Annotated in this window: 28 protein-coding genes; 22 read left to right on the forward strand and 6 right to left on the reverse strand. The window is 38.8% G+C overall.

The genetic code is table 11. The features are described 5' to 3' along the window. Nucleotides 1-124: 124 nt before the first annotated feature. Together MHH87_RS07960 and MHH87_RS07965 are read left to right on the forward strand one after the other, a co-directional pair. Nucleotides 125-547, forward strand: a complete 423-nt coding sequence (locus MHH87_RS07960) for a hypothetical protein (protein ID WP_340748780.1) — start codon at nt 125-127, stop codon at nt 545-547. Nucleotides 548-641: 94 nt separating this feature from the next. Continuing rightward, a complete protein-coding gene (locus MHH87_RS07965) occupies nt 642-1,298 on the forward strand; it encodes a DNA alkylation repair protein (RefSeq protein WP_340748781.1) in 657 nt (218 codons plus the stop codon). A gap of 224 nt (nt 1,299-1,522) precedes the next feature. On the opposite strand, the gene MHH87_RS07970 is transcribed toward MHH87_RS07965, so the two are convergent. Together MHH87_RS07970 and MHH87_RS07975 are read right to left on the reverse strand one after the other, a co-directional pair. Continuing rightward, entirely contained in the window at nt 1,523-2,113 is a 591-nt protein-coding gene (locus MHH87_RS07970; protein ID WP_340748782.1) for a peroxidase-related enzyme, read from the reverse strand. Between the two features lie 213 nt (nt 2,114-2,326). After that, on the reverse strand, nt 2,327-3,109 hold the full coding sequence (locus MHH87_RS07975) for an SDR family NAD(P)-dependent oxidoreductase (RefSeq protein WP_340748783.1): 783 nt from the start codon (nt 3,107-3,109) through the stop codon (nt 2,327-2,329). Between the two features lie 278 nt (nt 3,110-3,387). On the opposite strand from MHH87_RS07975, the gene rarD reads away from it, so the two are divergent. The 6 genes from rarD to MHH87_RS08005 all read left to right on the forward strand — a co-directional run bounded on the left by rarD (nt 3,388) and on the right by MHH87_RS08005 (nt 7,496). Next, on the forward strand, nt 3,388-4,302 hold the full coding sequence (gene rarD / locus MHH87_RS07980) for an EamA family transporter RarD (RefSeq protein WP_340748784.1): 915 nt from the start codon (nt 3,388-3,390) through the stop codon (nt 4,300-4,302). A 105-nt stretch (nt 4,303-4,407) separates the two neighbouring features. After that, the gene (locus MHH87_RS07985; protein ID WP_340748785.1) at nt 4,408-5,040 is read left to right on the forward strand and encodes a hypothetical protein; all 633 of its coding nucleotides are present in this window, start codon (nt 4,408-4,410) and stop codon (nt 5,038-5,040) included. A gap of 261 nt (nt 5,041-5,301) precedes the next feature. Beyond that, a complete protein-coding gene (locus MHH87_RS07990; RefSeq protein WP_340748786.1) occupies nt 5,302-5,679 on the forward strand; it encodes a hypothetical protein in 378 nt (125 codons plus the stop codon). Between the two features lie 165 nt (nt 5,680-5,844). Then, nucleotides 5,845-6,555, forward strand: coding sequence for a cytochrome c biogenesis CcdA family protein (locus MHH87_RS07995; protein WP_340748787.1), 711 nt, complete (start codon nt 5,845-5,847; stop codon nt 6,553-6,555). A 56-nt stretch (nt 6,556-6,611) separates the two neighbouring features. After that, nucleotides 6,612-6,983, forward strand: coding sequence for a response regulator (locus MHH87_RS08000; RefSeq protein ID WP_340748788.1), 372 nt, complete (start codon nt 6,612-6,614; stop codon nt 6,981-6,983). Between the two features lie 21 nt (nt 6,984-7,004). Next, complete coding sequence (locus MHH87_RS08005; protein WP_340748789.1) at nt 7,005-7,496, forward strand: CcdC family protein; 492 nt, start codon at nt 7,005-7,007, stop codon at nt 7,494-7,496. Between the two features lie 229 nt (nt 7,497-7,725). Here the strand turns inward: MHH87_RS08005 and MHH87_RS08010 are convergent, their stop codons facing one another. After that, nucleotides 7,726-8,157, reverse strand: coding sequence for a DUF2621 family protein (locus MHH87_RS08010; protein ID WP_445683084.1), 432 nt, complete (start codon nt 8,155-8,157; stop codon nt 7,726-7,728). A gap of 260 nt (nt 8,158-8,417) precedes the next feature. Here MHH87_RS08010 and MHH87_RS08015 point away from each other — a divergent pair, with 260 nt between their 5' ends. The 7 genes from MHH87_RS08015 (at nt 8,418) to MHH87_RS08045 (ending at nt 13,546) form a co-directional block, all read left to right on the forward strand. Continuing rightward, nucleotides 8,418-9,032 carry an SCO family protein gene (locus MHH87_RS08015; RefSeq protein ID WP_340748791.1) on the forward strand — a complete coding sequence of 205 codons (615 nt, stop codon included), beginning with the start codon at nt 8,418-8,420 and terminating at the stop codon, nt 9,030-9,032. A gap of 690 nt (nt 9,033-9,722) precedes the next feature. Continuing rightward, nucleotides 9,723-9,902 carry a hypothetical protein gene (locus tag MHH87_RS08020; protein ID WP_340748792.1) on the forward strand — a complete coding sequence of 60 codons (180 nt, stop codon included), beginning with the start codon at nt 9,723-9,725 and terminating at the stop codon, nt 9,900-9,902. Between the two features lie 97 nt (nt 9,903-9,999). Further along, the gene (locus MHH87_RS08025; RefSeq protein ID WP_340748793.1) at nt 10,000-10,293 is read left to right on the forward strand and encodes a hypothetical protein; all 294 of its coding nucleotides are present in this window, start codon (nt 10,000-10,002) and stop codon (nt 10,291-10,293) included. Between the two features lie 15 nt (nt 10,294-10,308). Then, complete coding sequence (locus MHH87_RS08030) at nt 10,309-10,656, forward strand: hypothetical protein (RefSeq protein ID WP_340748794.1); 348 nt, start codon at nt 10,309-10,311, stop codon at nt 10,654-10,656. 69 nt (nt 10,657-10,725) lie between these two features. Beyond that, on the forward strand, nt 10,726-11,601 hold the full coding sequence (locus MHH87_RS08035) for a GNAT family N-acetyltransferase (RefSeq protein WP_340748795.1): 876 nt from the start codon (nt 10,726-10,728) through the stop codon (nt 11,599-11,601). A gap of 157 nt (nt 11,602-11,758) precedes the next feature. Next, nucleotides 11,759-12,262 carry a sigma-70 family RNA polymerase sigma factor gene (locus MHH87_RS08040; RefSeq protein ID WP_340748796.1) on the forward strand — a complete coding sequence of 168 codons (504 nt, stop codon included), beginning with the start codon at nt 11,759-11,761 and terminating at the stop codon, nt 12,260-12,262. After that, a complete protein-coding gene (locus tag MHH87_RS08045; RefSeq protein WP_340748797.1) occupies nt 12,263-13,546 on the forward strand; it encodes a DUF4179 domain-containing protein in 1,284 nt (427 codons plus the stop codon). 88 nt (nt 13,547-13,634) lie between these two features. Here MHH87_RS08045 and MHH87_RS08050 read toward each other — a convergent pair whose 3' ends face one another. Both MHH87_RS08050 and MHH87_RS08055 read right to left on the reverse strand, forming a co-directional pair. Beyond that, a complete protein-coding gene (locus MHH87_RS08050) occupies nt 13,635-14,564 on the reverse strand; it encodes an alpha/beta hydrolase (protein WP_340748798.1) in 930 nt (309 codons plus the stop codon). Next, nucleotides 14,561-15,181, reverse strand: a complete 621-nt coding sequence (locus tag MHH87_RS08055) for a YesL family protein (RefSeq protein ID WP_340748799.1) — start codon at nt 15,179-15,181, stop codon at nt 14,561-14,563. Before MHH87_RS08055 ends, MHH87_RS08050 begins: the two co-directional genes overlap by 4 nt. A 237-nt stretch (nt 15,182-15,418) precedes the next feature. Between MHH87_RS08055 and MHH87_RS08060 the strand changes: the two genes are divergently transcribed. From MHH87_RS08060 to MHH87_RS08070, 3 genes are all read left to right on the forward strand, one after another. Continuing rightward, on the forward strand, nt 15,419-16,711 hold the full coding sequence (locus tag MHH87_RS08060; RefSeq protein WP_340748800.1) for a sugar ABC transporter substrate-binding protein: 1,293 nt from the start codon (nt 15,419-15,421) through the stop codon (nt 16,709-16,711). A 123-nt stretch (nt 16,712-16,834) separates the two neighbouring features. Then, on the forward strand, nt 16,835-17,713 hold the full coding sequence (locus MHH87_RS08065) for a carbohydrate ABC transporter permease (RefSeq protein WP_340750931.1): 879 nt from the start codon (nt 16,835-16,837) through the stop codon (nt 17,711-17,713). A gap of 31 nt (nt 17,714-17,744) precedes the next feature. Continuing rightward, the gene (locus tag MHH87_RS08070) at nt 17,745-18,548 is read left to right on the forward strand and encodes a carbohydrate ABC transporter permease (RefSeq protein WP_340748801.1); all 804 of its coding nucleotides are present in this window, start codon (nt 17,745-17,747) and stop codon (nt 18,546-18,548) included. A 150-nt stretch (nt 18,549-18,698) separates the two neighbouring features. On the opposite strand, the gene MHH87_RS08075 is transcribed toward MHH87_RS08070, so the two are convergent. Further along, nucleotides 18,699-20,042, reverse strand: a complete 1,344-nt coding sequence (locus MHH87_RS08075; RefSeq protein ID WP_340748802.1) for a hypothetical protein — start codon at nt 20,040-20,042, stop codon at nt 18,699-18,701. Nucleotides 20,043-20,158: 116 nt separating this feature from the next. Here MHH87_RS08075 and MHH87_RS08080 point away from each other — a divergent pair, with 116 nt between their 5' ends. The 4 genes from MHH87_RS08080 to MHH87_RS08095 are packed head-to-tail and all read left to right on the forward strand — an operon-like array spanning nt 20,159 to nt 24,299. Continuing rightward, the gene (locus tag MHH87_RS08080) at nt 20,159-21,175 is read left to right on the forward strand and encodes an NAD-dependent epimerase/dehydratase family protein (protein ID WP_340748803.1); all 1,017 of its coding nucleotides are present in this window, start codon (nt 20,159-20,161) and stop codon (nt 21,173-21,175) included. Next, nucleotides 21,175-22,236: a dihydrodipicolinate synthase family protein gene (locus tag MHH87_RS08085; protein WP_340748804.1), complete on the forward strand. Its 1,062-nt coding sequence runs from the start codon at nt 21,175-21,177 to the stop codon at nt 22,234-22,236. The genes MHH87_RS08080 and MHH87_RS08085 overlap by 1 nt, the downstream gene beginning before the upstream one ends. Beyond that, entirely contained in the window at nt 22,233-23,228 is a 996-nt protein-coding gene (locus MHH87_RS08090; protein ID WP_340748805.1) for a zinc-dependent alcohol dehydrogenase, read from the forward strand. Before MHH87_RS08085 ends, MHH87_RS08090 begins: the two co-directional genes overlap by 4 nt. An 18-nt stretch (nt 23,229-23,246) precedes the next feature. After that, entirely contained in the window at nt 23,247-24,299 is a 1,053-nt protein-coding gene (locus MHH87_RS08095) for a Gfo/Idh/MocA family protein (protein WP_340748806.1), read from the forward strand. Nucleotides 24,300-24,306: the final 7 nt, after the last annotated feature.

A 24,306-nucleotide genomic window follows, 5' to 3' on the forward strand; every position in this document is an offset into this window, starting at 1 on the left:
TTGCAATAATAAACATGATAAACGACGATAAAATTATATTTAAATAAAATTGTATAATATTACCATTATAATTATAATAGAGTTAGGTTCAAATTTTTTACATATCAACAAAGGGGGCTTGGAAATGGATTCATTCGTAGCAACAAATAGTTTGCAGGTAAATGTTGGGTTGATCGTTCTTATTTTCACAGTGTTTACGCTACTACAGCACCTTATTTTCGGTTTAATTTACAGCAAGCTTGTTGATGGGCTCGGCATGGAAGGAAAGAAACTTTGGGCTTGGCTTCCTGGGCTTAACCTATTGCTATTTTATGTACTCGTAAAAGAGGATAAAGGCTCACAGAATGCAAAAACATTATTGATAGTCGCGTCTCTATTTCTAGCTATTTTACCGGCTGTGCCACTTATTTATTTATATCAGGGAAATGTGGAGTCGGGCATTATTTTCGGAGCAGTCAATATGATTATTTTACAAGTGTTCTTCTACGGTTACGGGGTAACAAGATTTAACCGGGTCTTTGATCGCCGTTTTGGAAGTTATAATTAGTATTTTAGGGATGTGCTATGGCATGTCCCTTTTTCATTTACCGAATTTAGGCTTATAATAAATTGACTAATTTTTTGTTCAGAAAGGGAGAATTATGGATTATTATAATTTATTTGTCGCTCTAGAGAATAGTAGGGACAATGAACAAGCAATGAAAATGAGTGCGTATATGCGTGACCAATTTTCATTTTTGGGAACACCATCACCAAAGCGTAAAGCGATATACAAGGATTTTTTCAAAGAGGCAAAAAAAGAACCACTAGTAGATTGGTCATTTGTCCATGATTGTTGGAAGCAAGAATATAGAGAATATCAATATGTAGCGACAGATTATTTATTGCTTAAGAAAAAGTGTTTAACCGTTTCAGATGTTGCTAAAATTAAGGAATTAGTTATTTCTAAATCATGGTGGGATACGGTTGACGGACTGGACGGGGTTGTTGGAGAAATTGCATTGTCTTATCCAGAAGTAAACGAAATGATGTTAGCATGGAGCACAGACGAGAACTTTTGGGTGAGAAGGATGGCGATTGACCATCAGCTTTCACGAAAAGCAAAAACGAACACAGACTTACTAGAAGCGATTATTAAAAACAATTTAGGGCAAACAGAATTTTTCATCAACAAAGCAATTGGCTGGAGTTTACGAGATTATAGTAAAACCAATCCACAATGGGTGACGGATTTTATAGAAAGATACCGCGAAAAACTTGCTCCTTTAAGTATTAGAGAGGCGAGTAAATATCTATAGTATTAAACAATTAATCTCGTAAAAAGGCTACGTCAAAAGTGAATTTTTCCTTTTGACGTAGCCTTATTTATTAGATAGGAAGTATAACTTTTTGATAATGTCTAGGCATTCGCGCCGCACGCTCGAGGTCGCTTCGATTCCTCTGGCGAAAGTGGTGGAGCGTTTACTTTCGCTTCGGGCTCTCCAGTGCTTGTCGCGTGCAAACGGGCGCGAATGCGCTTTTCTTATCGATTATTCGAATGATGCCCCGGATTGGCAATGGCGCCAATTGTACTCACCCAACGATTTGTGTAGTTGAAAAAGCCAACGACATACGCGGCTTCAAGAATTTCGTGATCATTAAAACCCGCTTCACGGAGTAAATCGACTTCCTTTGTAGAAAGCTCATCAGGTTTTTTCGTTGCGCGGAACGCATACTCACAAAGAGCGAGCTGCTTTAATGATAGTTTTGCCGAGCGGTAATTGTATGTCAGGCGATCCACCCAAACGGGGTCTTTTGTCAGACCACGTAGTACATCACTATGCGTCGTTAAGCAGTAGTTGCACATATTTGTAGAAGAGACGACTAAACCAATCATTTCTTTATCAATGATTGATAAATAAGTATGTTCCTCGTTGAAAAGTGAATTTTTAAAGTCTAAAAAACCTTTATGCTCATGTGGGTTGAGTGGCAGCACATGTAGGAGTGCATTGGAAAAACCTTGCTTAGCTTCTTGTTCGGCAATCATTGTATCAAGCGTAGCCTGGAATTCCACAGGCACTTCATCGCGGTTAGGTGGTTGTAAATACGATAATGCTTGTTTCGAAGCGGTCATTTATAAGTTCCTCCCTTTATTTTTTGTGTTAATTAGTTTTGGGGTATTTTAACAAACTGTCTTTATATTGTTATTTGCGTGTTACATAAGTTATGCGTATTTTGGCTAATAAATGCACCAGTAGCGGTTAAATGAGTAACGGAAAGATCGGAAAAAAGAAAGAAGCAGATGAAATCATACCGGATTTCGCCTGCTTATTTTTAGATGTGAAAATTACAATGTGCCGCCCGAGCCACCATCAATATTGAGTGCTGTACCTGTAATGTAAGAAGCAGCTTCAGATGCTAAGAAGACAATTGCATTAGCGGCTTCTTCTGTTTCACCTATACGACCTAGTGGAATGTTTCTGCCGATTTCTTTAGAATATGTTTCCCATGGTTCGTTTGGCATCGCTGTTTGCCAGCGTGCTTCAATTTGACTGCTTCGGATTAGGCCGATGCATACTGCGTTCACGCGGATATTATATTTGCCTAAATCATTGCTCATCGCTTTTGTAAGTGCAAGCCCTGCAGAGCGGCTAACTGTTGTCGGCAAACTTCCTGCAGGTGGTGTTTTCGCAAGTACAGCTGATAAGTTCACAATCGCGCCTCCACCTTGTGCTTTTAAATGAGGGAGGGCCTGTTTCGAACAGTTAATGGCACCGAATAGTTTTAAATCTAAATCCGATTGCCAAAGTGCGCTATCCACGTCTTCGAACGAATTAGCTGAAGATGTTCCCGCATTATTAATGACAATATTTAATTTTCCGTAATGCGCTACTGTCTCCTCTACGATACGTCTGCATTCGTCCTCTTTTGATACGTCCGCTGCAAGTGTTAGTACTTCAACACCTGTTTGTTCTTTAATAAACACTTTTGCTACAGCTAAGCTTTCCTCACCACGCGCTGCAATGGCAACTTGAGCGCCTTCTTTTACAAATTGTATGGCTGTATATAAGCCGATTCCTTTACTTGCACCTGTAATAAGTGCCACTTTTTGTTGTAATCCTAAATCCATTATTAAGACCTCTTTTTCAAATAGAATAGCTTTATTATAAAGCATAATTAGAGAATTAGTTTGAATTTTTAGAAAAAAATACCGGTCGTCTTTTGTGTGTGGAAATTTGCTTGCTAACTACAACTGGGAGCGAAGTTTCTGAAATCGAAGTATTTTGACAAGTTGTGTATTTACAAGTAAAATTTCGACCTCTATAATTGGTGTAACTTTATACAGCAGGCGTCCAAATATGCCGAGGTGTATTTGGTCTTTACGCAAACTTACTAAGAGGTGGATTCATGAACGAAGAGAAAAAAGGGATACTAAATGCTGTAGGAGCATACGTCATTTGGGGTATCTTCCCGTTGTATTGGAAAATGCTTGAGCATGTAAACAGCATGGAAGTCCTACTGGGCCGTGTTATTTGGTCGTTTGTCTTTACGACAATATTCATTGTACTCATAGGGCAACGCAAAAATTTAATAGCTGATTTAAAATTTTTATGGAGCAATAAATTGCAGTTTTGGTCACTAGCCGGGGCATCTGTAGTTATTACAATGAATTGGTATGTTTATATTTGGGCTGTAATGAATAATCATGTACTGCAGTCAAGCTTAGGCTACTATATTAATCCGTTAATTTCCGTATTATTTGGAATGATGTTTTTTAAAGAAAAGCTATCGCGTGCGACGATTGTATCGGTGTGTATTGCAGCATTCGGTGTAGCTGTACTCACATTTAGTTCTGGCTCGATCCCGTGGGTGGCATTACTACTCGCGCTATCGTTCGCGGTTTATGGCGTATTGAAAAAGAAAATTCAGCTTGATGCAACGAGAGGCTTAGCAATTGAAACATTATTTATTCTTCCTTTTGCACTAAGCTACTATATGTATATACTGACAAAAGGCAATATGTCCTTTCTTCATGTCAGTACAAAAACGGACATGCTCTTAATAGTAAGTGGTATTGTTACAGCAATTCCGCTTGTGTTGTTCGCGAAAGGGGCACAGCGTATTCCGTTATATTTAATGGGCTTTATCCAGTATTTATCGCCAACAATCGTGTTATTCCTAGGCATCTTACTATATAAAGAGCCATTTACACAGGTTGAGTTTATTGCATTTAGCTTCATTTGGATGGCGTTAGTTATTTTCTCCGTATCAAAAGTAGTAGAAACAAGAAGGCGTCATCATATTGCGTCAGTTCAGCATTAGAAATTGGTAAGTTGTACTAGTACAACTTACTTTTTTTTGGCTGTTTGAAGGGATTATCGACATTATAGAGAATATTATACATAGAACGACAAAGGGGGAAACTGAATGTTTGTTACAATCGGGGGAAATCGGTTTGATTTTAGTAAAATTGATGTTGACGTTCAAGAGTCAGGGATTGAAAATGCATTCGCAAAATTTGATAAAATGACACTTGCACAACTTATTACGCAAAAGAAGTACGAGCATTTAAAAATTGATACCGAAACTTTGCACCCGCAGCTACTCGACAAAGCTGCTGGACAAGCTGTACAAATAATGAAGGACATGGGAGATCCATATTACAAACAGTTTTTGAATAACTATGGGGATATGAAGTATTCGAAATTTGTGGTAAGAGGGAATGAAGAGCTTCTTCAGAAAAATGGTGTTTACATTATCATTGTAGGAAATGAACTTGTATTTTCGGGTGTTTGTGCAAGGTCTTTCCGCGAGCGCTTTAATCAGCACATCGGCAATATTTCTGCAAAAGGCTGTTTTAGGGATGGGACAGCTACGCACTGCCATATTAATGCGCAAATTACGAAAAAAATCGATACATGTAAAGTGTATTTTTCTATTTGTCCAATGAATGATAAGAAAGAGATGAATCGCTTAAAAAATGCGATTATTAAGCGGTTTGAGCCGGAATGGAATTTACGTACAAGTAAAGATAAGATGGAATATTTGAGCAACTATTAAACTCTCTTTCAATTAGGCTATGTAAATAACATTGTTGTTTTTGATAAAAACAAAGATTAGTAGCTAATAAAATAACAGTAGCGTTTAACAGCGCCTTCAATTTAATAAAACGATGCGATTTAGGCTTTTTGTTGTTGGTAAAACCTGTCGTATCTTTAGTGGTGTCTCAAAGCTTGATGAGACACCTACTTTTTATTTGAAAAGGTTTTAATTCACCTATTACGGGAATAATCTGAGGTAATACGTAAGTAGGTGAATTGAATGAGAGCAGCGTTTAAATATTACGGACAAATACATCGTGAATATTTGTGGTTACATGCCATTTTTACGACCGTTCTTGCTGTTACATCTGTGTTTTGGTTTATTTTGCCGTTTTTTATTTTTAACTATGGCTATTACACTCCAATCTTTCCATTGCAGCTGTTTTTCGTGTTGGTATTATTTGTATTTCCATCACTTTTTGTTACACTTCATTGCTGGTTTATTAGCTTTCGGGCCGCAAAAAAATGGTTGGAGCAGCACCCACATGAAAGTTTGTGGAAGTGGTTTCTTTGCTTTCAGTCTATGGCGTTTTTTGTCGTCATTATTTTTACATCCATTATCTACACGCTACTACTCATAATTGACTATATTCGATAATGGTTTGTATGCGTGTTTTCGCTACAATATGTAGAGTTCATCTAATTTACGCACTTCACATTTATTACACAGCTTCGCCACGAAATGTTCACAGATGAATTCTGCACATTGTTACCCGAAATTTGGTACGATGGAAACATTAATGTGAAGGAGCGAACAGACATCATGACTAATGATATTAATGTCTTCTTAGCGTTTGGTGCAGGCTTTTTAAGCTTTATCTCGCCTTGTACACTACCGCTATTTCCAGCGTTCCTGTCGTATATTACAGGAATGACGTTAGATGAACTTAAAACAGAAAAGGGAATGTTACAAAAGCGAGCTATTATACATACGTTATGTTTCCTTCTAGGTTTTTCGATTATCTTTATTGCGATTGGCTTTAGCACGTCGCTTGCAAAAGATTTTTTCATACAATACCAAGACCTGCTACGCCAAGTTGGTGCGATTTTAATTGTAGTATTTGGTTTAATGATCGTCGGGTTATTACAAATCGACTTCTTAATGAAGGATCGTAAATTCCAATTTAAAAATCGTCCAAGCGGGTATTTCGGGTCTGTATTGATTGGGATCGCATTTGCAGCAGGTTGGACACCTTGTACAGGGCCAATTTTAATGTCGATTATTGCCTTAGGTGGAACAAATCCAGATTCTGCGATGTTGTATATGTTTGCTTACTTCCTTGGCTTTGCGATTCCGTTCTTTGTGCTGTCCTTCTTTGTTTCCAGAATGGGTTGGATTCGTAGAAACAGCCAAAAAATCGTCAAAATTGGCGGTTATATTATGATTGGTGTCGGTGTTTTATTATTCTTTGACGGTTTAGATTATATTATTCGTTTACTTTCCCCGATTTTTGGTGGATTTACGGGCTTCTAGTAGTTACACTAAATCTATTGCATGCTATAATTTGTGGATAGTGAAGGAGTTTTGTTATGCCAACAGTATTAGTCGTTGATGACGCGCTTTTTATGCGTGTTGCGATAGGAAATATGTTTAAAGAGTGGGGATTTAATGTTGTTGCAGAGGCTGCCAATGGGCGTGAAGCGATAGCTCTATATAAAGAGCATCAACCAGATATCGTTACGATGGATTTAACAATGCCAGTTATGTCAGGCTTAGATGCGGTAAAGAAAATTATTCCCGAATATCCGGCAGCGAAAATCGTAATGATTACAGCCCTAGGACAACAACGTATTATTGTTGATGCGATTGAAAGCGGTGCAAAAGACTTTATTACAAAGCCTTTTCAGCCCTATAAGCTGAAGGAAGTAGTGTATAATGTTTTAGGTATTGAAGTAGAGTAGTCAACGAAGAGGAGGGGTTCGATGTTTGACGCAATACCTTCTCAGTATTTATTAATTGGCTCGACAGTGATGGCCATTGTCATGGGTTCATTTGTCATGGTAATGCGTATGCGTTCGCAAAAAAAGCCTGTTAGTGCAAAGAAGATTATCATTCCTCCTGTGGCGATGTCAACGGGAGCACTGATGTTTATTTTTGAAGAGTTTCGTGTTGCACCGATGCAAATTTTGGAGGCAACCGCTTTAGGTTTATTGTTCTCAACCTTATTAATTGCTACTTCTAAATTTGAGATTCGTGAAAATGATATTTATATGAAAGCCTCAAAAGCATTTCCATTTATTTTAGTTGGCTTGCTTGTGTTTCGTATTATTTTAAAATTAGTATTCTCAAATAGTTTAGATGTTGGTGAACTGGGTGGTATGTTCTGGATTTTAGCATTCTCCATGCTTGGCCCGTGGCGTATTGCAATGCTCATCCAATATCAAAAAATTAAAAAAGCCCATTTAACGAGTTAAAAAAGAAAAGGAATTAGACAAAATATCTAATTCCTTTTCTCTTTTTTATTGTCAAGGAAATTATATAATTTCTCCATAATGTAGCTGTTAAAAATGGATAGATCATTCTCAAATTAGTAGGGGAGGGATAATAAGGTTTATTGTAAAATAACAAGTGAACCGTTTCTTATTACCGATAAAAAAAAGAGAGACTCCATTTTTAATAGAATCTCTCCAAATATAAACTAGTTTAGTCAAACAAATGCTCATATGGTGTTACATCGATTTGCATTTGCTCTAGCTTTTTACGTAAAAATTTATGATCGCGCTTCGGAGTTGCTTGAATATAGCCACGAATAATTAAGTCATTATCAATTGCTGTTGCATGTTCTTCCAAGGCAATTTCGCCAATTTTCCCCGCGATTTTCTCCTTCGCTACTTGACGAAAAAGCTCCGGAACAGGACTCACAAGCTCGCCCAATAATGACTTGGCATCCTCGCCCCACAGATGAATCGTTTTATCTAAATAAATGTTCTGCCAGTCCAAATCCGACTTACCGTCACTTTTCGGAAGGGATTTTAAAAACTTGCGGAACATGAAAAATCCACCAATGCCCATTAATACAACTAAAACTACTACCCAAAATAAAATAAACCATAAAAACCAACCTTCTAAGTCCACTACATTCACCTCTTTACTCTCTCTCTGTCTTATTATAAAAGGTTTTCGAATTTATTTCATTAGGAATGTCCCTTTTTGGTGGCACAAGTTTTGCAGCTAGTCATAAAAGTAAGTGTCGTTAAGGACTGGTAGACGAGTAATAAATTGTGAAGAGTATGTTTCACAAATTTGTCAGAAAGCTTTCATAAAACATGCTATTGTATTCATCCGTTCAATTCGATAAGATGAAGGGAACGTTGTAAAGAGTGGGAGAGAGAAAAATGAGAAAAAAATCTGTGGGGCTCATTGTGCTTATGCTAATGGCCATTGTACTAAGTGCGTGTAGCAATTATCAATTTAAGCCTACTACTTCATATGAAATTCAAGATTTTACGGTTACAGATCATCGTGGTGAGGAAGTTTCCCTGGAGAGTTTAAAGGGCAAACCTTGGCTGGCGATGTTTATTTTCACAAATTGTACAACAATCTGCTCACCGATGACGTACAATATGACGGAAATTCAAAAGGAACTAATCGACCGTGATGTTGAGGACTACAATATTGTTGCGTTCTCAGTTGACCCAGCAAACGATACGCCTGAAGTGTTAACAGAGTATTTAAGCCGCTATACAGTGCCAGATGAGTCAAAATGGCATTTACTAACGGGCTATGACCAAAAATTTATTGAGCAATTCTCTGTTAAATCATTCAAATCCCTTGTCAGAGCGATCGAAGGGGACGACCAAGTGATGCATGCCAATACATTTTTTTTAGTAGATGAGCAAGGCGTCGCTGTGAAAAACTACACAGGCTATTCTCAAACAGATGACGGCGTACCATTTGATACAATTGCTGTTGATATGGAATCATTAATTGAAGAACGTTTAGGTAAATAATATGTAAAGAGCACTCCGGACTGGGGTGCTCTTTTATTTTTGATACGAAAGAATAACTTTCCCGTCCATATAAGTAAAGACATCAACTCGCCCTATTTTGAGCGAGCTGATTCTTTCTTGTGGATGTCCTTAATTAATATTCTGAATTGTGGAACTAATTTTACTTTGAATCGTATAGATTATATGGTGTTTGTTAAAAACCGAATGCTCAAGATAAAAAAGGTCAGATTAAAAAATTCTATTAATATTTGGCTTTTATAAATTTGATTTTGTATTTTTTAAACTCGATTTGTCTCATTTGTCGAAATGGACATACAACTTATTAGAAATTAAGTGCCAATGACACTTATTTGCGGATAAGTTGTATCTTAAAGTCTCTATTTTAGCTTTTCAGAGGGAAATAAAGTAGTACTTTCCCGTCCACATAAGTAACAATATTAACTCGTCCTATTTTTTGTGGGTTGTGTCTTGCTAAACAAAAAATATTCGTCATTAATAAAAAATCTATTAAAAATAAAGGTACTAGTTTTTAAGGGGGATTGTTGAATCGAGAAGTTAAGGGTTCAAACTTTTTAGAAATTAAGTAACGATGAATTTAATACTGATCTATATACTTTTTCAGATGAAGATTAATGAACCTAGGATCATAATATTAAATGGGCAGTAAAATGCCGGGGAGGGAGATTTGAAATGAAATTTGTTCATAGCTTATATGCGAGTATGGTGTTAATCATAGTTATAAATTTAATTAGTGAAACGATTTTGGATGGTGAATACTCTGGGATTGCACTGTGGATTTCATTAGTGATTTTTACATTAGGCACTGCCTTTTATATTAATGCGAAATATTATCTTTCTGGTAAGACATAACATGGCGCGTGATAGTTGAGAAAGAAAAGGGAAATAGTAAAAAAATCTAGGCAGCTTTATACTGTAGATGCGCCTTAACGGATGAGGGGTGAGAATTTTGTTTGACTGGATTATTGAAATAAAAGAACCACAATTCTCTTTAAATGATGAAGATGGGCAATTAAAAATTGAAAGAATCGAGTCGGCAACTGCTTTAAATAAAATGAGTGTAGTTTGCCAATTTTTTGCTTCAATAGATGCGATTACTGGAAATGACGGTCTAACAAGTTTCCCAACGCCAACTGAAGATTCACTTACTACGATTATGAATGAAATCGCACCTCATTACGAAGATGTAAAGAAGATTTTTATCAATGGCGAACTGAAAGAAATTAATGTTAGATGCCTGTAAAAAGACTCTAAAGAAATGGTGGCGGAGATTCTTTTAGACCGTGTTTATCCTGTTATTCCTGATATCTATCGCTCAAAAAATATAAATTTAGCGACTGAACCAAGAGAATTGAAATATTATTTAGTAAATCAAGATTTGGTTAATCCATTACATATAGAAGGGACAGAGGAGATACGACAATTTTTTGAAAGTTCCTTTTTTGCTGACAATGGGTCAATCTTACTCCAACCAACAGGATGGAAGTTAGAAGATGAATTACAAAATTCAATAACAATTCGTACTTTTATAACATTCGCAAAACAAATCATCTTATTTGTTGACGATAAAGATAAAAATGTTGTTTTACTAGGTATTTATGGATAAATCAAAAGGATTGCCGATGTTAGTTTATGTTACTTATTAAATGACAAAAAAGAAACGAGGAGGCCACTGATGAACGCATTGCAGCTTATAACGGACTACCGAGATCAAGATCATTACAGAACGAGTTTTTTCCAACTAGCAAAGGAAACATTTGGACTGCAATTTGAGGAATGGTATGAAAAAGGCTATTGGGGAGACCGCTATAAATGTTTTTCCGTTGTAGATCAAAACAAAATCGTCGCAAATGTAAGTGTAACGGAGCTGGATTTAGTCATTGAAGGGAAGCAATATACTGCACTTCAAATCGGCACAGTGATGACGAATCCTCAGTATCAAGGACGAGGTTTATCCAAGCAGTTGATGAATGAAGTGCTCGCTACTTACGCGGAAACAATTGATATTTATTATTTATTTGCCAATAAATCCGTGCTTTCGTTTTATCCGAAGTTTGGCTTTACAACAGTTTCGCAAAGTGCTTATTCGTTAGCTACAAGTTCAATTGAGCGAAAGCCGTTAGAACAAAGACAGCTGCATATAGATAATGTAGCAGACCGTTTATTAATCGAACAAACGATCAAAAATCGTCATATGCGGCAAACGTTTTCGACGAAGTATGCGGATGATTTGACGTTATTTCATTGCCTCGTCAACTATCGTCAAAATATGTATTTTATTGAGGCATTGCAAACGATAGTTTTTTACCGTATCGAAGGGGAAACAATAGTTATTTATGATGTCATTCATGAGCAGCCATTGCCGTTACAAACGGTTTTAGCTGCAATCATGCCAGAAGAAGTTAAAACCATTTCAATTTGCTTCACACCAGATGATGAATCAAAATACGAGAAATCACCGTTTTATGATGAAGGTGCGTTATTCGTGAAATGCAAAGAGGGTATACACTATCCAGCAAATGTTCTATACCCTTATACATCGCTTGCATAAAAAAAGGAGATGTCTCGAAAGTTTTGAGACATCTCCTTTTAAGTATACCAACTTAATTGGATTTCTTTTAAATCGAAAGTGAAATATTTATAAATTCTTAAAAATAAATGAACGATTAGCCAATGCCGGCAGTCTAATCAATAAAGGGGGGGCATGAATGGTAGAACTCGATTTAGCAAAGCGGGCGATTCAAGGGAATGAAGAGGCGCTATTAGCATTATTAGCTTTTTATGAAGATGCTTATTATCGTACAGCATTTGCCTATATGAAAAATGAACACGATGCAATTGAAGCAATACAAGAAATGACGTATCGCTGTTTGAAAAAAATACATACCGTAAAAGAGCCAGCCTTTATACAAACATGGCTTATGCGTGTTCTACTAAATGTGTGCCATAATATGCGCAAAAAACAGGTAAACATAGAGTTAAAAGAATCAGTTGAAATAGAGTGCACGACTATTCCGCAGCTTGAAATAGCAGACATCATTGCCGAACTGCCACGAGCGCAACAAGAACTCATTTATTTAAAGTTTTTTAAGGACTTAAAAAATAGTGAAATCGCACAAATACAGCAAATACCTGAGGGAACAGTGAAGTCAAGACTACACACTACATTACGGAAGCTACGTGGACTAATGGGCGAAAGGGGTGGCATGTAAATGGAAAAGGAATTATTTGAACAACTAGAACAACTACCTGTACCAAAACAAGCACTTCATGAGGCGCGAATAAAAGCACTCCAGCAAAAACGATTAGAAGAAAAAAAACGTCATCGCAAGATTAAAACCGTAGCCCTTATAGCTATTATGCTCGCGTTATTTGTAACATCTGTTCGCATGTCACCTACAGTTGCTAGCGCGATTGCAAAAATCCCAGGTTTAGCCCCGCTTGTCGATATGATTGCCTATGATAAAGGGGTAGAAGATATTTTACAAAATGACTATTACGAAAAGCTTGGAGTCACTGTGACGGAAAATAACATTACAATTATCATTGACCATGTCATAGCCGACGAATCCGGCATGATTATAGCTTATACAGTCGAGGCACCTTTTGATATATCGAATTTAGAAACAAGGCAAATCGAAATTTTTCAACACGGAGAGCCAGTAGAAGCGAGTTATACGTATAGCTGGTTTTCCACAGAGCCAACAAATCGCGTAGAAGATAAGATTGAAGTAAGGGCATGGAAGGAAATGGATTACACACATTCTGATTTTGAAGTGCGTTTTCATTTTAGCGAGGAGGAAGTCATTGTCGTTCCATTTACTGTTACGCAGGAAATTGTGAAAACGAAAGATTATGTTGTAAATGAAGAAATCGAAATAGACGGGCAAAAATTAACGGTTAAGTCTGTTCATATTTCACCGCTTCGTGTCGAAGTGAGGGTGGCATTTGCCCCGAATAATCCGAAGCGTATTTTAACAATTGGTTCGCTACAGCTACTCGATGAAAACGGTGAGGAATGGAGCCGCATCACGAATGGTATAAGTGGTTTTGGCTCTGAAATTGAAGGAGAGATGTCGTACTTTTTACAAAGTAATTATTTTAGGGAGCCAAAAGCATTAACGTTAGTCATTAGTGAAGTGGAAGCTCTCGAAAAAGGGCAGGATTATATTGAAGTTGATTTTGAAAAAGGCAAAGTGCTCTACATGCCAGACTTACCGAATTTAAAAGTAACGGCAGTTCGAGCGGATGAAGTAGATATTACGTATTTACCGGATACCCCAAATTTTCACCGCCAAGTGCTTGGTGAAGGAATCGATGCAAACGGTAATAAGGTGGAAGGGAACGGTGGGAATTTCTCTGGAGGTGACGGTTATTTTGAAACGAATTCGAAATATGACGTGCAAAGTATTAAGAATCCAGTAAAGTTATATATCAATAGTTTCCCGAACTTTTTAAAGGGGTCAGCGCAAGTAAACATTCAGTTAGATGAATAGGCGAATCTGAAAAGTAAAAGCAATAGTTGAATAAAGGATTTATAACAAAAGACTTGCTCAAATCTGAACAAGTCTTTTGTCTTTCAAATTATGCACCATATTGTTCAAAAAAAGCGCTTAATGCACCAAGCCACTGCTGTTTCGCACGCTTCGAAACGGGAACACTCTGCTCCAGATCAAAGCCATGATAGCAGCCAGCATATAAATGAAACTCTACTGGTACATTTGCGGCAGTAAGGTGAGTTACATAACTAAGTGTCTCATCACGAAATAAATCGAGCGTTCCGACATACGTATACGTCGGTGGCAACTGATGGAAATCCGTAGCAAGCAGTGACGAAGCATACGAAGAAACCGGCTCCATCCCATTTAAATAATATGCCCAACTCGCCACATTTTTCTCTCGGTTCCATACAAAAGGGGAAGTAATCGCGTGAGATGAAGGGGAATCATTCCGATAATCAAGCATGGGATAAAGCGGTGATTGAAATAAAATCGGTGGCCCCCCGTGATCGCGTGTATACAAACTTACTGCTGCACATAATCCTCCTCCAGCACTCGCCCCACCAATGGCAATTAGTTTTTCGTCAATATCAATTTTTCCCGCCTGTTCATAGGCCCAGCACAATGTATCGTAGCAATCATGCATAGCTGCCGGAAAAGGATGCTCTGGTGCCAGACGATATTGTGGCAAAATGACTGAACATCCCGTTTCAAGAACAACATCCGTTAAAAAGGGCAAGCTCGCATCTGGACAACCAAGCACCATCCCGCCCCCGTGATAAAAAATGAAGCAACGTTTGCTGTGCTTTACGACAGGTCGCATAATGACTAAGCGCAGTGCATCATTATGAGGCGTCTTAATGAATTGTTCTTCCACCTGCACGGATGTTGGCAATGAAAGCTCAGAATAGTGAACAAGCTGCCGATTTTTTACAAGCGTTTCGATAGAAGGTGACGGCGTAACATCATCAAATACTTTTACTAAATCTGGATGTAATGCCTGCAAAAAATTCATTCTGTCGCGGCACCTCCTTTTTTTCGTTCAATTCGATTAAAGGCACGGATACTAAGTGCTGTCATTACGTACGCAAAAATACTTCCAGCAAATAAAGGAATCGCTCCCGGGAAGACATTATATACCCCGTACATGCACACCAAGATAACCCCCATAGCAAATAATTCTAGTGGCGATTTCATTCCAATAAAAAATGCCTGTTTAAAATATTGAAGAAATTTTAAATTGAAATGTACATATACCGGAAAGAAAAATGCTATCACAACAGCTGCTGCAATTAAGAGAAACACAAAAACAGGGAATAGCCATTCCAATGGACCACCCACTTGAATAACGAAATAAAAATCTACATACAAAATCAATAAAAACAATACAATTACGGCCGCAAAACGGTTCGCTTTTAAAAATTCAGACTTGTAACTTTGCCAGAATACACGTGAGATTTTAATGTCTTCTCTCAAATGAATTTTGCGAATAACGGTAAACATCGCTGTCGTCGCTGGAAATAAACCGAAAACTCCTAGCCCAACCAATGTGAAAAATAGCCATAAAAAATTTATGTAAATGAGCTGTACCATTTTCGTCGTTAGTTGGTTAAAACCTTCCCAATAATTCACCCGCAACACCACCTTCTTCATTCCATTATAACAATACCAATGAAATATTTTCTTACTATTCTAATTAAAGACAGTTAATAGACTTGAGTAACAATTTGAATTATTATAAGCTGAAAGAACAATAGTTGCAATATTTAGTTAATTTACAACTATTTTACAACTTCTTGATTACAGTCAAGAAGGGGCAATGGGCAGAAAAATGAGCACGTCAATCATTTCATGAAAGGGGTTCGAAAAATGAAGAAAATTAGCTGGTTTATGTTAGTTTTATTAATTAGTGTCATGATGGCAGCGTGTAGCGAAACGGATGATACGACAACTCAAGTTGACAAACCTTCAACAGAAACAACAGATGAGGGGACTGCTGAAGAATCTGGAAGTGAATTATCGGGCGAAATTACTGTGTGGGCACATCCATTTACACAAAATGCTGAAACTGAAAAAGCCATGTGGGATGAAATAATTAAAAATTACGAGGCTGAAACAGGGGTAAAAGTTACGTTTGAGCAAATTCCTTGGGCAAACCGTGACCAAAAAATCTTAACAGCATTAGTTGCAAATAATGGTCCGGACGTATTCTATGTAATTCCTGACCAAATGCCACAATATGCAAACGAAGGAATGCTTCTGGAGCTAAATCAATACGTTGATACTGCCGATCTAGAAGATTTCGTTGATACCGCTTTAGTGTCAACAACTTGGAGAGATAAATTATACGGATTACCAATTTTACAGGAAGCTTACACAATGATTTATAACGTAGATGTCATCAATGCGATTGGTGAGAGTGTAGATAACTTGCCAAAAACATGGGAAGATTTCACAGCTTGGTCTGCTAAAGCAAAAGAAAAGGGCTACACAGCATTTAGCTTTGCAGGTGGCGGTTCAATGAACGGAACATTATATCCATTCATCTGGCAAGCAGGCGGGCAAGTTGTAACAGAGTCAAACGAAGTATTAATTAATAACGAAGCGGGTGTAGAAGCATTTACGTACATTAATGAGATGTACAAAAATGGTTATATTCCACAAGATGCAATTACAGCGCTTGATCATGATGCTTTATGGGATAGTGGTAAAATGCTAGCCGTGTTAGGTTCTGGTATTTCAGTGAGCCGTATGCTAGATGCAGGCCAATTCGAATTCGTATTATCTGAACCATTAAAAAATAAAGAGCAATTAACGTATGGAACAACAGGTATGTTCGTTTCACCAATTAACACAGATAACCCAGCAGGAGCGGCAGAGTTTATCAAATTTGTAACAAATACAGATAGCCAACGTGCGTTCAATGGGCTAACGCAATACGTACCAACACGTGAGTCTGCGAAAGACATTTTCAAAGACCAGCCGTATTTAGCGCAAATCGCTAGCTACACACAATATGCCCTACCTGGTGTTATTCACCCAGAAGGTCGTAACATCATGCCATTAATTCAAGCTGAAATGCAATCAATGCTTGAAGGTAACCAAACGCCACAAGAAGCAGCGGATAAAGCTGCAGAAGCAATTAAGGGCAAGGTTCAATAACAACTGCAAAGAGAGTTTGGTCAATTAGATCAGACTCTCTCTCTATTATCCCGTGATGAAAGGGTGATTAATCTGAGTAACACACTTGCTACAGGCAAAAAGAAATTGCCTTTATCCGAGCGTATGAAGCGTGAATTTAATAAAAACTTTTTAGTATATGTCGTATTAATACCTGTTCTAATTCATTTTATTGTGTTTCAAGTATATCCATTTGTATTAAGCTTTTATTTAACGTTTATGGACTGGAAGATTATTGGGGATCCGGAATTTGTCGGACTGAAACATTGGAAGTATTTTTTCGAGGATAAAGTTGCGTGGAAAGCAATATGGAATACAGTTAAGTTTTCCATCTATTATATAGTGCCGACGATGGCTTTAGGTCTTATTCTTGCCTTAATTATTAATTCGGGCATTAAGTTTGCAGTATTTTTTAAAGGGCTTTTCTTCTTACCGGTTGTGACGTCATTCGTCATTATTGCAGGGATTTGGGGCTGGGTATTCCGTGGTACAGAAGACGGATTAATTAATTATCTTATTGGTTTTGTTGGAATTAATCCGCAACTGTTTTTATCGAGCTCTAGCCAAGCATTACTTGTACTTGCGGGGCTTAGTATTTTCAAGGTAGCGGGTAGTACGATGATTTACTACTATGCGGGACTGCAGTCAGTTGATAAACAGCTTTATGAGGCAGCACGTATTGACGGGGCTTCTTCTTGGAAGATTTTCTGGAAGGTGACGTTCCCGTTACTAAAACCAATTCACTTTTATGTAGCGATTACAACGACGATCGGTTCATTCCAAATTTTCGATTCTGCGTACCTTTTAACAGCCGGTGGACCGAATTACGCCACTACAACAATCGTGTACTACCTATATTATACAGGCTTTACCGGGTTGAATTTAAGCTATGCAGCTGTTTTATCGTATATTTTATTCTTTATTATTTTGGCGATTTCCCTTGTTCAGCGTAAATATATTGGACAAGAGTCAAACCATTACTAGTCGCTGCTTGCGAGGAAGGAGCTCAACTATAGTGAAAAAAATCATCTCGTATTCAGCTTTGATTATTTTAAGTTTTTGCTTCGTCTTACCCTTTACCATTATGATTTTAGGTTCGTTAAAAGTCGTGGAATATGCACAAATCGATCCGTTATTTTGGATTCCAACCGATCCATCGATTCAAAACTTCGTGAAAATCTTTAATAATGGTATTTTCGTACGTTGGATTTTTAACTCTGTCGTCATCACAGTCATTCCGGTTATTACTCAAATGCTCATTTGTGCAGTACTCGGCTATATTTTTGCGAAAAAGCAGTTTCTCGGCAAAGAGGTTATTTTCTGGACATTTATGGCGGTCATTATGGTTCCGCAACAATTATTAATTATTCCAAAATACATTATGTTTGTGGATTTTGGTTGGATTAATACCTACTGGGCGCTTATTGTTCCAGAACTTTGGGGCATTATGGGAGTATTTTTAGTACGTCAGTTTTTACAAGGCATTCCAAATGATCTAGAGGAAGCAGCTTATATTGACGGAGCGAATGATGTACAAATCTTCTTTAAAATCATGTTGCCACTATCTTTCCCAGTTATTGCGACAGTCGGTACATTTTCATTCATTTCGAACTGGAATGATTTGTTCCAGCCGTTAATTTATTTAACGAATGAAAAAATGTACCCGGTAACGCTTGGGTTAGCATCGATGCTCGGCAAGGAGGGGAACTTCGGATTAGAAATGGCCGGTTCCGCAATTTCGTTCGTACCAACATTCTTAATTTTCTTGTTCTTCCAACGTTATTTTACAGAAGGAATTCAAATGTCAGGTATTAAATAAAGAGGTGACAGAAAATTGCTGAAAATTGGAATTATCGGTGTTGATACATCGGACGCATCAGTCATCAATAGAAATAGAAGAAACGCTCGAAATAATCAAGTTCATGGAAGCGATTCAGACAAGTAAAAAACAAGGACGAGCAGTCGCACTTTAATGCGTACTGAACTCCTCCTCACAAAAATTCAAATGAAAAATCCGGCGTGGGCGTCCTTTATAGGAAACTTTTTCTTCGCCCACAATTGTTACAAGACCCGCATCTGTCCATTTCAGGAGAATGCGATTGGCACTTCGTAGTGTAATGTTTAAAGTAGTGGCGAGCTCTTGTGCAGTGTAATCCATTTTATTATGCTTCGCAATCCGTGCCATTAGCTTAGACATATAAGATGCGGACATACCGGCTTTTTCAGCCCGGTGCAAAATGTCGCGATCGGTGACAACGAGCTGGTAACACTCATAATTCGTCTGCATCGCTAAATCAACGGGACCAATGACACTTTGATCTTCACGCACAATATAGCATACATCATCGTTCAGCTCCATCGATTGGTGAAGTGCTTGGATTGCGTGCCCACCAGATTCGGCAGCAGTTCGCCCGAAGCCCACGCCCAGGCTTGTTGTAAGGTGGAAGTTTTCTTTTAGTATTTTTAACAGTGGGATAAATTTATAGCCCCTTGTTTCGCGCTCAAAAATACCACGTGTCGTCATAAAAGCATACTGATTGTTCACTAAATGGATACCATGCCCATCAAGCGACTGTACGTATTGCGCAAAAGCTTGTTCAATTTTTTGCTTTAGTAAATGTGGGGAAGAAGACTTTGCCATAATGTCCTCGATATTATGGCAGTGTAGTAAGCCGTACACAATTTGCGTTTCTTTATTGCGCCGAGAAGTGGTGGACAGCAATGACCGTTCAAATGCGACCGACATATCTTGCTTTGTTGGTGTGACCAGTTCAAAAGGGATAGCACGTGCAACAAGATGGGTTGCCACTTGTGGAATACACGTAATGATGGCAGCACCGTCATAATAGTTGATAGTGTGAAATTCAATAATATCCTCAATCGGCGGCACGGATTTGTTTAACTCGAACAATTGAAGTTCGCAACTATGCTCGAGCTCATTTAATAGTTTGTTTAAATACTTTTCTTCAATTGTATCGACAGACAGTTTAGCGGGTTTTAATGTTTGGCAAACAAGAAAAAGTGATCGATACAAACCTGTTGTCAGCCCCGGCATATGATGAACTGGAATTGTAAACGTACAATGCTGTTGTGCTTGTAAGTAACTGAACGAATCCGTAAACATCATCACTTCAACATGGGTCATTAACGTTTCAATGGCTTCAATGAAATTGTGTTGTTTATCTATTATATGGAAAAACGGTTTGAAATTGGGGAAAGCAAGGATAACTTCTTTTAGTTGTTGCACTACAGATGTGGTCGTAATTATTGCGATATGAATTTCTGGGATGTTTTGATTTAGTTGCTTGCTCATATGAAACCTCCTACAACCGAAAATACGTTAAATCTACTATTATAGTAAACTAGTTATCGAGATAATGTCAAAATATTCAATAAATGTTTGTAAATACAATTCGAGGAGTGGTCGCAATGAATCGCGTGGCGCAATTAGAACAATTCATGACAAAGCCGTCATCAGCATTAATAGAAGATCTAAAACAGATTGACGGTGATATTTTAATATTAGGCATTGGCGGGAAAATGGGGCCGACACTCGCAAAGATGACAAAGCGTGCCATTGATGAAGCAGGGCTACAGAAGCGTGTAATTGGTGTATCGCGTTTTTCAGCTGGTGCATTGCAGCAAGAACTAGAGGATGCCGGTATTGAAACGATCGCAGCAGATTTATTAAATGAAGACCAACTACAGGGGCTACCCGATGTGAAAAACGTTATTTTCATGGCGGGAAATAAATTTGGAACGACGGGTAATGAACATTTCACATGGGCAATGAATGCGTATTTACCTGGCCGTGTTGCAGAGAAATATAAAAATTCGCGTATTGTCGCCTTTTCATCGGGCAATATTTATCCCTTTTCAGAAGTGACAAAGGGCAATTGCTCAGAGGATATCGTGCCTAGTCCGATTGGGGAGTATGCACAGTCTTGCTTAGGGCGTGAGCGCGTGCTTACGAATTTTTCGATTCGCAATCATACACCGCTTGTTTTATTCCGCCTAAATTATGCAATTGATATGCGCTACGGTGTATTACTTGAAGTGGCAAAGGCGGTACACGAAGAACGTGCGATTGATTTAACGACAGGTAGTGTGAACGTTATTTGGCAAGGAGATGCGAATGAATATGCACTGCGCTCACTGCTACTTTGTTCGTCACCACCGAAAATTTTAAATGTGACAGGACCGGAAACGATTTCGGTGCGCTGGTTAGCAAAAGAATTCGGCAACCGCTTCGATAAGCAGCCCGTTTTTGAAGGGAATGAGCAAACAACCGCACTACTCAATACAGCGTCACAGGCACATCAATTATTTGGCTATCCGTCTGTCACATTGCAAGAAATGATTGATCGAACAGTATCTTGGATTCGTGAAGGTGGCGAAACATACAATAAGCCAACCCATTTCCAAGAACGAAAAGGGGCGTTTTAATGTTGCAGCCAACAGTGAAGAAAAGCTTGTTTGACGGCGCATTTATCCCTGCGCACCCATTAGCATTAAACGAGGACCGTACATTAGATGAATTAAGTCAGCGTGCATTAACGCGCTATTATATTGAGGCGGGTGTTGGCGGACTTGCAGTAGGTGTCCATACGACGCAGTTTGAAATTCGCAATCCGCAGTTCAATTTATATGAGCGTGTTCTTACGCTTGCTATGGAAGAAATGAAACGTGCACATGTTGGCGAGGACTTTATAAAAATTGGCGGTGTTTGTGGGCCAACAGAGCAAGCAGTGAAGGAAGCGCAGTTTTTAAAGGACACTGGATATAATCTAGCCCTTTTAAGTATGGGTGGTTTAGATTATTCAGAGGCGCAGCTACTTGAGCGTACGCGTGTAGTAGCTGCCGTTATTCCGGTCGTAGGATTTTACTTACAAACATCCGTCGGCGGTCGCAAGCTATCTTATGAATTTTGGTGTGAGCTAGCTGATATCGAAAATGTTTACGCCATTAAAGTAGCGCCGTTTAATCGTTACCAAACATTCGATGTTGTGCGTGCTGTTTGTCAATCTAGTCGCAATGAGGAAATCGCTATCTATACAGGCAATGATGATAATATTGTCGCGGATTTATTATCCACGTATAAAGTACGTGTTGGTGATAAAACCGTGCACAAGCAAATTATTGGCGGATTACTCGGACACTGGTCTGTTTGGGTGAAAACGGCTGTAGCGTACTTTGAAGATATAAAGCGCGTGCGGAATGGTCGGCTCATCCCGACAGAATTATTAACACGAGGGCTTGAAATTACCGATGCGAATGCGGCATTTTTTGATCCCCAGCATGATTTTAAAGGGAGTATTGCGGGCATTAACGAAGTACTCGCACGTCAAGGGCTGCTTCAGGGCAATTGGTGCTTAATGGATCATGAAAAACTTAGTCCAAATCAAGCAGAGGAAATTACGCGTGTGTATGAAAGCTATCCACATCTTCATGATGATGTATTCGTTGCAGCGAATTTAGGGAAATGGAAGTCGGGTGATCAGTTATGAAATCGTTAATGGCGATTGATGGTATGGCGCAAGTTGTGGAGCTGGAAGTACCTGAATTACTTCCACAACATGTGCGTGTAAAAACACATTTTACGGCTGTTTCACCAGGAACAGAACGCTTACTAATTGGTAGCAGTGCAAGTGGTGACCGCCGATTAGGCTATAGTGCAGTGGGTGAAATTATTGAGCTCGGAGAAGGTGTTAACAACTACTCGGTAGGAGATATCGTGGCGTGCTACGGTGCACCTTATGTGAGCCATTCAAGTGAATTAGTTGTACCAAAAACGCTCATTTCCAAAGTGCCTTCGCATGTTCCAACAATTCATGCGTCGTTTGCAGCGCATGGGGCCATTGCTATACATGCAATTCGCAAGGCACATTTGCAGTTCGGCGAAACCGTCATCATTGTTGGCTTAGGTGTACTTGGCCAAATGATTGCGAAAATTTGTAGTGCGGCAGCGTATGAAGTGATTGCCTATGAGCCTATAGAAGCGCGCGCCAACATGATTAACGGCGAAGGCTCGATTCATGCATTTTCATCTTTATCAAAGATGGCGCATTTTTTAGATCAGATGACAGAGGGACATGGTGCAGATGCTGTACTCCTTTGTACAGGTGGGAAGCATTCTGAAACAACGGCGCAAAGTTTAGATTGGGTTCGTAAGCAGGGGAAAATCGTGATTGTTGGAGACGTGGAGCCTGTTTTTCCGCGTGAGAAAATGTTCGGGAAAGAAGCCGCAATCCTTATTTCACGTGCAGGGGGGCCTGGTCGTTATGACCCACTTTATGAAAAAATGGCGGTGGATTACCCATATGGCTATGTACGCTGGACGGAAGGACGGAATGTGAAGGAGTTTATCCGTTTACTTGCACAAAATCGCATCGATATCACGCCGTTTATTAAAAGTATTGTGGATATTAAGGATGCGGCAACGATTTATGATGACTTGCTAAAACAACCTGAGGAATTGACGAAAATTATTCGTTTTTAGCTAAAGGAGAGAACAGTGATGTTAAAAGTAGGGGTAATTGGTGGGGGCTCGATTTCGGAATTTCATATTAAACCATATTTGGCAAATGATCAGGTGCAACTTATTGCGTTATGCGACCGAAACGAGGTACGTCTAGCAAAAATGGGCGAGGAGTACGGGGTGACGAATTTATATACAGCGTACAAGGATCTTCTTGCTAATCCGGACGTGGATGCCGTCAGTATTTGTACGTGGAATAATACGCATGCAGAGATTGCGATTCAGGCGCTCAATGCGGGCAAGCATGTGTTACTTGAGAAGCCACTTAGCATGACAGTTGAGGAAGCGCTTGCGGTGGAACAAGCAGTACAGCGTTCAGGCAAGCTATTACAAGTTGGCTATGTACGTCGCCATGCATCGAATATTCACGTGCTTAAGAAGTTTATTGATGCGGGAGATCTGGGCGAGATTTATTACGCAAAAGCGTCATGTCTCCGTCGCTTGGGAAATCCTGGAGGTTGGTTTAGTGATATCGCAAAATCAGGCGGTGGTCCATTAATGGATTTAGGCGTCCATATGATTGATATTTGCTGGTATTTGATGGGCAAGCCAAAGCCGGTTTCTGTTAGTGGCAATACATATACAAGACTTGGCAATCGCAAGCACATCGAAAAGTTATCCTTTTATAAGGCAGCAGATTATGATGCACAGCACAATGACGTAGAAGATTTAGCGAATGCGTTAATACGTTTTGACAATGGGGCTTCATTATTTGTTGACGTAAGTTTTACATTACAAGCTAAGCAAGATGAGGTTAGTGTGAAACTATACGGTGAAAAAGGAGGTGCCGAAGTGGAACCAGCGCTTGCAATTGTTGGCGAAAAGCATAATACAGTCATCAATATGACGCCGCAAATTGATGACTTAGCTTTTGATTTTGCCGGTGCCTTTGCGAATGAAATTAATCATTTTGTAGCGTGTTGCTTAACAGGTAAAGAAAGCCTAGCACCGGTTGCAGACGGTGTGGCGGTCATGAAAATGTTATGTGCAGTATACGAATCCGCTAATACAGGTAAGGAAATTATCTTATAAAAGGGGT

The sequence above is a fragment of the Solibacillus sp. FSL H8-0538 genome (assembly GCF_038003525.1).
Lineage (GTDB): Bacteria > Bacillota > Bacilli > Bacillales_A > Planococcaceae > JBBOPI01.